This is a genomic window from Haloferax sp. AB510 (genome assembly GCF_024136985.1).
In the GTDB taxonomy this organism is placed as follows: domain Archaea; phylum Halobacteriota; class Halobacteria; order Halobacteriales; family Haloferacaceae; genus Haloferax.
The window spans coordinates 1-6,935 of record NZ_JAMYJY010000144.1; the positions used below are offsets into that span (position 1 = coordinate 1).

The 6,935-nt window shown below is 68.3% G+C and carries 8 protein-coding genes and 2 pseudogenes; 6 read left to right on the top strand and 4 right to left on the bottom strand.

What is annotated here, in order from left to right; translation table 11 throughout:
* A pseudogene (locus NKF06_RS18895) lies at positions 1 to 215 on the bottom strand (TIGR01177 family methyltransferase); the annotation flags it as partial.
* Positions 216 to 373: 158 nt separating this feature from the next.
* Between NKF06_RS18895 and NKF06_RS18900 the strand changes: the two are divergent.
* The 4 genes from NKF06_RS18900 (at position 374) to NKF06_RS18915 (ending at position 2,763) form a co-directional block, all read left to right on the top strand.
* Entirely contained in the window at positions 374 to 685 is a 312-nt protein-coding gene (locus tag NKF06_RS18900; RefSeq protein WP_004973892.1) for a DUF5658 family protein, read from the top strand.
* Between the two features lie 58 nt (positions 686 to 743).
* Positions 744 to 1,313, top strand: a complete 570-nt coding sequence (locus tag NKF06_RS18905; protein ID WP_058826874.1) for a TATA-box-binding protein — start codon at positions 744 to 746, stop codon at positions 1,311 to 1,313.
* 82 nt (positions 1,314 to 1,395) lie between these two features.
* A complete protein-coding gene (locus NKF06_RS18910; RefSeq protein ID WP_058826873.1) occupies positions 1,396 to 1,773 on the top strand; it encodes a hypothetical protein in 378 nt (125 codons plus the stop codon).
* A 21-nt stretch (positions 1,774 to 1,794) separates the two neighbouring features.
* Positions 1,795 to 2,763 carry a CPBP family intramembrane glutamic endopeptidase gene (locus tag NKF06_RS18915; protein ID WP_253246292.1) on the top strand — a complete coding sequence of 323 codons (969 nt, stop codon included), beginning with the start codon at positions 1,795 to 1,797 and terminating at the stop codon, positions 2,761 to 2,763.
* Between the two features lie 29 nt (positions 2,764 to 2,792).
* Here the strand turns inward: NKF06_RS18915 and hisG are convergent, their stop codons facing one another.
* On the bottom strand, positions 2,793 to 3,638 hold the full coding sequence (gene hisG / locus NKF06_RS18920) for an ATP phosphoribosyltransferase (protein WP_253246293.1): 846 nt from the start codon (positions 3,636 to 3,638) through the stop codon (positions 2,793 to 2,795).
* Between the two features lie 78 nt (positions 3,639 to 3,716).
* Here hisG and NKF06_RS18925 point away from each other — a divergent pair, with 78 nt between their 5' ends.
* Positions 3,717 to 4,817, top strand: coding sequence for a hypothetical protein (locus tag NKF06_RS18925; RefSeq protein ID WP_058826870.1), 1,101 nt, complete (start codon positions 3,717 to 3,719; stop codon positions 4,815 to 4,817).
* Positions 4,818 to 4,841: 24 nt separating this feature from the next.
* Here the strand turns inward: NKF06_RS18925 and NKF06_RS18930 are convergent, their stop codons facing one another.
* Together NKF06_RS18930 and NKF06_RS18935 are read right to left on the bottom strand one after the other, a co-directional pair.
* Positions 4,842 to 5,354 (bottom strand): winged helix-turn-helix transcriptional regulator, encoded by a 513-nt coding sequence (locus NKF06_RS18930; protein WP_253246294.1) that lies wholly within the window; start codon positions 5,352 to 5,354, stop codon positions 4,842 to 4,844.
* Positions 5,351 to 5,696: pseudogene (locus NKF06_RS18935) on the bottom strand (hypothetical protein). Before NKF06_RS18935 ends, NKF06_RS18930 begins: the two are co-directional and overlap by 4 nt.
* A 163-nt stretch (positions 5,697 to 5,859) precedes the next feature.
* On the opposite strand from NKF06_RS18935, the gene NKF06_RS18940 reads away from it, so the two are divergent.
* The coding region (locus tag NKF06_RS18940) for an amidohydrolase (RefSeq protein ID WP_253246295.1) at positions 5,860 to 6,935 on the top strand (1,076 nt) is incomplete at its 3' end.

The window sequence follows — 6,935 nt, forward strand, 5'->3', positions numbered from 1 at the left end:
ACGTTCGCGGCCGCGACGACGGCGCGGGCGGCGTCGATGTCGGGGTCGCACCGCCCGACCAGTTCGACGACGCGGCGAGTGTAGGCGAGTTGCCTCGCGCGCTCCGGTTCGACGCCGCGGGCGGTGGCGAGGCCGGGGGCGACGACTGTCACGCCCGTCGCGGCCGACTCGGCCTCGCGGGCGGCGAAGGCGTCTTCCTCGCCGGCGAGTTCCAATCCGTACACGCTCGGACCTGACGGGCCGCGGAAATGAGGGTATCGGTCGTCGTCGCTCCCGCGAGCGCGGTGACGCACACACCGACCGATGGCGATGACGCCGAACGTGACAACCCGGCGACGACGAGACTTATACGGGTCGCTCCGAATCCTCCCGCATGGCCTCTCTCGACGCCATCCTCTGGGGCGCAGCGGCGCTCGCCTACGGCCTCGGCGACTACGTCACGACCGTCCTCGGTGTCAGGATGGCCGGCGTGCAGGAGGGGAACCCAGTCGTGCGACTCATCTCGGGTGGCGACCCCGGACCCGGCTCGTTCGCGGTGTTAAAACTCGTCTCAGTCGCCCTGTTCTTCGCCACCTACTGGGTGCTCAGACCGGCGGTCGCGCGCCTCGCAGTTCCCATCTCACTGACACTTCTTGGTGCGGTTGTCACCGTCCGGAACGTCCGGATTATTCGTCGCCGCGCGTAAGCTGTCAATTACTTGCACCAATCTTTTTAAACCTTAAATACGTGACTTAAATCGTTGTATGACCGACCCCAAGGACACAATCAACATCGAAAACGTCGTCGCCTCCACGGGAATCGGCCAAGAGCTCGACCTCCAGAGCGTGGCGATGGACCTCGAGGGTGCCGACTACGACCCCGAGCAGTTCCCGGGACTCGTCTACCGCACCCAAGAGCCGAAATCCGCGGCGCTCATCTTCCGGTCCGGAAAAATCGTCTGCACCGGCGCGAAGTCGACTGCCGACGTACATGAGAGCCTCGAAATCGTCTTCGACAAGCTCCGAGAGCTTCAGATTCCGGTCGACGACGACCCCGAAATCACCGTTCAGAACATCGTCACGAGCGCGGACCTCGGCGAGAACCTGAACCTCAACGCCATCGCCATCGGCCTCGGTCTCGAAAACATCGAGTACGAGCCCGAACAGTTCCCGGGACTCGTCTATCGCCTCGACGAACCGAGCGTCGTCGCGCTTCTCTTCGGGTCGGGCAAGCTCGTCATCACGGGTGGGAAGAAGCCGGAAGACGCCGAAGCGGCGGTCGACGTCATCATCTCACGCCTCTCCGAACTCGGTCTCCTGAACGGGTCGTTCTAACCTCGTCGGGTCCTCTCGACCGCGCCGCGTAACCGGGACCCGAATCGACCGAATCTAAGTCAGTCGCGTCCCTCGGACCGATATGGACGCGCTCACCTTGCAGACGGCCGCCGGTGCGCCGGTCACGGCCGTCGCCGGAACGTTCGCGCTGTTCGCGCTGTTCCTTTCTCTCACCGCCCACATCGCCGCGCGGAACGTCCTCGGCGACGTGGAACTCAAGAAGGCGTTCGCCGTCGGGCCGGTTCCTGCGGCCATCGCCGTCGTCTTCACCACCTTCGGCTGGAACTCCTTCGTCGCGCTCGCGCTCGCTCTCGGGCTCGACTTCGGCTTCGTCAAGTATCTCTACGGCCGGTCGAACCGCCTGTCGGCGTACGTGGTGACCATCCACTTCGTCGTCTCGGTGCTTCTCGGCCTCGTCCTGTTCGGTCTCATGGTCATCCTGACGACAGCGCCCTTCTGAGGTCGCGCTCGCCGTACTTTCTTGCCCGCGGCCGCTGAATCATCCGTCGTGTCTCCCCGTCGCCTCCTCTGGAACGACATGGAACGCCGGCCGCGAGCCCCGTTTCGACTGCTCGCGACGCCCGTCGTCTTCGTCCTCGTCTCGCTCGTGGTCGCCGTCTCGTTCTCGGCCGCTCTCGGCGGTCTCGCCGAATCCAGTCGACTCGTCGCGCTCGTCGTCTCGCTCGTCTCTGTCGGGGCGAGCGGCCTCGCCGCACTCGTCGTCGCGCGGTACGTCGACCGGCGGACCGTCGCGGATCTCGGTCTCCGGTTCGACCGCGAGTGGGCGGTCGACCTCGTGTTCGGCCTCGCGCTCGGAACGGGGCTGATGACCGCTATCTTCGTCGTCGGCGTCGCCGCCGGCTGGATTGCGGTCTCCCCCGCCCCGCTCGGCGTCGACCGACTGCTCGGCGTCGGCTCGCTCCTCGCGTTCTTCGTCGTCGTCGGCATCGCGGAGGAACTTCTGCTCCGGGGTATCGTCCTCACCGACGTCGCCGAGGGCCTCCGCTGGCGGTTCGGTCCGGATGTCGCGGTCGCCGGCGGCCTCGCGGTCTCGTCGGCGGTGTTCGGCGTCGCTCACTACACGAACCCGAACGCGGGGTTCGCCAGCACGACCAGCATCACCCTCGCGGGCGTCATGCTCGGTCTCGGCTACGCGCTCACCGGCGACCTCGCCATCCCGACGGGAATCCACATCTCATGGAACTTCGTGCAGGGCGGCGTCTTCGGCTTCGCGGTCAGCGGCCTCGACTTCGGCACGTCGCTCGTCGAGACGACGGAACGGGGCCCCGACGTGGTTACCGGCGGTGCGTTCGGCCCCGAGGCCGGTCTGCTCGGTCTCGGCGCGATAGTGCTCGGCGCGGTCTGCATCGCGGCCTACGTCCGGGTGCGCCGCGGCGAACTCGGGTTCGAGCCGTCGGTCACGGTTCCGGACCTGCGCTGGAAGAACTGACGGATGCGACGGGCACGCGGCCGCGTCGCTTACTCGACTAACCGCTCGATTTCGGTGACGAGGATGCCGCTCGCACCGACATTCTTCAGGTCGCTGACGACCTCGAACACGTCGCGTTCGTTCACGACGGCGTGGACGGCGACCGTCGAGTCGCCGGCGACGTCCATCACGGTCGGACCGCCGAGGCCGGGTATGACCTCCTTTACCTCGTCGAGTTTCTCGCGCGGCGCGTTCATCATCAGGTAGCGCTTGCCCTCCGCGGAGCGGACCGATTCGAGCGCCATGAGCAACTGCTGGACCTTCGGGTCGTCGACCACGTCGGGGCGGGCGAACAGCCGGACCGACGACGACAGCACCTCGTCGATGACCGCGAGGCGGTTCACCCGGAGGGTCGTCCCGGTCGAGGTGATGTCGATGATGGCGTCGGCCATCTCGACGTGCGGGGTCAGTTCGGTCGCGCCCGTGACCTCGACGACCTCGGCGTCGATGCCTGCCTCCTCGAAGTAGGTCCGCGCGATGTGCGGGAACTCGGTGGCGACGACCTTGCCCGACACGTCTTCGACGGTCTCGATGTCGCCGTCCTCAGGCGCGGCGAGGACGAGCCGACACTTGCCGTACTCCAAATCGAGCAGGTCTTCGAGTTCGTGGCCCGACTCGCGGACCTGGTCGAGGCCCGTGATGCCGACCTCGGCGGCCCCGTCGCGGACGTACTCGGGGATGTCGGCGGCGCGGGCGAACAACACGGTCACGTCGGGGTCGACGGTCCCGGCGTAGAGTTTGCGCTCGGCACCGTTGTCGAGGTGCAGTCCCGCACGCTCCAGGAGTTCAATCGTCGGTTCGTGCAGGCGGCCCTTGTTGGGCACGGCGATTCGCATACCTCCCCGTCACGTCCCGGAGGTAATTGACTTTCGCAAGCCGGAACGGTTTTTTGACACATCTGTGAAGTGTCATCTATGGCTCCCGCTACGTTCGCCGGCGCGCTCGTCGGCGTCTCCCTCCTCGGTGCCGGCTGGTCGCGGCTCAGCGCCGCGTTCCACGAGCGCCGCGGGTCGTCCGTCCAGCGGTTCAGAAAACGGGTTCGAAGCAACTGGCTCTACGCCGCCCTCCTGTTCGTCGGCGTCGTCTGGTGGACGGACGCGGACCGGGCGCTCCTCGCCGCCGTCGGCCTCCCGGTCGACTGGCCGTGGGCCGTTCTCGGCTGGGCGCTCGTCGCCGTCGGTGCCGCGGTCGTGGCGACCGTCTCGTACATGGGCGCGTTCCCGGTGGCGAGGCGCGTGCGAGACGCCGATATGGGCGCGGGGGCGGCGGCCGCGAAGATGTTCCGCTACCAGCTCTTCATCGCGGCATTCGTCTTCTGCGTGGTGGCCGTGCTACAAGTCGAATTCCGGGTCTTGGGGACCGGCGGCCTGCTCACCCTGCTCGCGTTCGTCGCCGCCGCATACGTCTTTTCGGCACAGCTCGTCGGCGTCTCGCAGACGACGGCGGCCCCCGACGACGCGACGCGCGAGCGACTCGACCGCCTGTGCGACCGCGGCGGTCTCTCGGTCGCTCGGGTTCGCCTCCTCGACGGCGGCGGCCACCGCTCGGACCACCTCACTCGCGGCCCGGTCGGGCGGAAGACGCTCTTTCTCACCGACTCGCTTCTCGACCGCTACGACGACGAGACGGTCTCGGCGCTCCTCGCGGTCGACGCCGGACGCGTCGCTCGGTACGTCTACGAGCTTCGGCTGTTCACCGTGACCGCGGTCGGCGCGTTCGTCTTCTGGGGCGTCGCGTGGTCGCCGTTCGGGTTCGCCCTGTCGTTCTTGGCGTTCGCCGGAATCGGCGTGATACTGCTCGTGACCGGCGAATACGCGAGCAAACGGCTCATCTATCGGGCCGACGAGGCGGCGGCAGAACGGGTCGGACGCGCGGCCGTCGCCGACGCGCTCGACGCGACCGCCGACGAGGTCGACACCGGCCGCGCGGGGTCGTTCCTTTCGTTCGAGCCGTCGCTGGCGTCGCGGATTGGTCGGCTCCGAGACGCGGGCGGCGCGGGCGAGACGGAAGCGTAAGGTCGCCGCTTTGCGGACCCGCGGCTACCCTTCGACGAGGTGGTCGAGCAGGCGGTCGAACCGGTCGACGAACCGCTCGGGGAGCGACGGGGACACGTCGTCTAACAGTCGGGTCGTCCGCTCGGGGTGGGTGAGGACGAGCGTCACGCGGTTGTGCAGGTCGCGTTCCTTCCGAACCACGTCGCGCTCGACGAGGTGGTCGAGGTGCCACTCCAGCGTGCTGCGGGCGACGCCGATGTCGTCGGCCACGTCGTCGGGACGGGCGTCGCCGTGTTCGAAGAGGTGGCCGAGGATGTCGCGGGCGGTCTCTCGACGGACGAGTGCGAGTGCGCCACGCTCCCACGCGTCGAACTCCGGGGGGAAGTAGTGCGTCCGGCCGTAGAACTCGGAGCGGCGGACCGTCTCGTCGGAGAGCAGTCTGCGGACGTGGTGTTGTACCTGGCCGGGAGCGAGGTCGAGCGCGCGAACGAGCTCGTTGAAATGGACTCCCGGGTTGTGCTTGATGTGGTCGGCGACGCGGGTTCGTGTCTCACTCATGGGTCGTTGACCCCCGCCTCGCGCTCGATGCTCCGGGCGTAGTAGATGGCCGCGAGGACGAGGCCGGCCATCACGAGGTCCAAGAGGTGTTCGACCACGTGGTGGTCGAACTCGGAGAGGACGCCGGTGAGCGTCAGCGCCGCGACGGCCGCCCGCGACGCGAACGCCAACAGCGCCAGCGCGAACGAGCAGGTGCGACCGCGTCCGCCGCCGGAGGAAGACGGCGACGCCGAGCGCGGCCAGCGTGACCGACGAGACGCCCGCGAGGACGACGACCGCGGTCATCCACGGACTGCCTTGGACGTGCCCCGGAACGAGCGCGAGGTTCCACGGGGGCTCCATATCCCCTCATACTGGGGGTCCGACCCTAAGAGGACGTGCTCGTTCTCGATTTTCGGGAATCGGACTACCGCCGGTATTCGGCCCGCTCACCGGCGAAATCGACGGTCGGCCCTCGCGGCCGCGAGACGGTGGATTCACCACCCCGCCGACCCGAACGAGCGACATGAACACGCTCCGAATCGCGGGCGGACAGGTGCTCCGCCCCGACGCGACGGTCGAGGACGCGGACGTACTCGTGGACCGAGACGAGGGGACTATCCTCGACATCGGCGCGGAACTCGACGCCGGGGCCGACGAGACGCTCGACGCCGAGGGCTGTCTCGTCACGCCCGGTCTGGTGAACGCCCACTGCCACGTGGCGATGACGCTCCTGCGCGGCTACGCCGACGACAAGCCCCTCGACGCGTGGCTCCGTGAGGACATCTGGCCCGCGGAGGGCGCGCTCACGCCCGAAGACGTGCGCGTCGGCGCGGAACTCGGCCTCGTGGAGATGATTAAGTCTGGGACCACCGCGTTCGCGGACATGTACTTCCACGTCCCCGAGGTCGCCGATGCGGTCGAGGAGGCCGGCCTCCGCGCCCGTCTCGGCCACGGCGTCGTCACGCTCGGCAAGGACGACGCGGACGCGCAGGCCGACATCGACGAGAGCCTCCACGTGGCCCGCGAGTTCGACGGCGCGGCCGACGGCCGGATTCGGACCGCTGCGATGCCGCATTCGCTGACGACGGTCGCCGAAGAGTACCTCCGCGAGTTCGTCGCCGACGCGCACGACGAGGGCATCCCGGTCCACTACCACGCCAACGAGACGACAGACGAAGTCGATCCCATCGTCGACGAGCGCGGCGAGCGCCCGCTGTCGTACGCGAAGGAACTCGGCATGCTCACCGCCGACGACTTCCTCGCCCACGGCGTCCACGTCGATGACGCGGAAATCGACCTGCTCGCGGACGCGGGCACCGGCGTCGTCCACTGCCCGGCGTCGAACATGAAACTCGCCTCCGGCATGGCTCCCGTCCAGAAACTGCTCGACGCGGGCGTCACGGTCGGTCTCGGAACCGACGGCGCGGCCTCGAACAACGACCTCGACATGTTCGACGAGATGCGCGACGCCGCGATGCTCGGCAAACTCGCCGCGGACGACGCCAGCGCCGTCGCCGCCCCCGACGTGGTGCGGATGGCGACCGCCGGCTCCGCCGACGCCATCGACCTCCGTCTTCGAGCGGGCGGGCTATCCCGACG

Coding starts and splice junctions, on each gene's coding strand:
- NKF06_RS18905 (WP_058826874.1), top strand. CDS start 744: ATGACCGACCCCAAGGACACAATCAACATCGAAAACGTCGTCGCCTCC.
- hisG (WP_253246293.1), bottom strand. CDS start 3,638: ATGCGAATCGCCGTGCCCAACAAGGGCCGCCTGCACGAACCGACGATT.
- NKF06_RS18900 (WP_004973892.1), top strand. CDS start 374: ATGGCCTCTCTCGACGCCATCCTCTGGGGCGCAGCGGCGCTCGCCTAC.
- NKF06_RS18910 (WP_058826873.1), top strand. CDS start 1,396: ATGGACGCGCTCACCTTGCAGACGGCCGCCGGTGCGCCGGTCACGGCC.
- NKF06_RS18925 (WP_058826870.1), top strand. CDS start 3,717: ATGGCTCCCGCTACGTTCGCCGGCGCGCTCGTCGGCGTCTCCCTCCTC.
- NKF06_RS18930 (WP_253246294.1), bottom strand. CDS start 5,354: ATGAGTGAGACACGAACCCGCGTCGCCGACCACATCAAGCACAACCCG.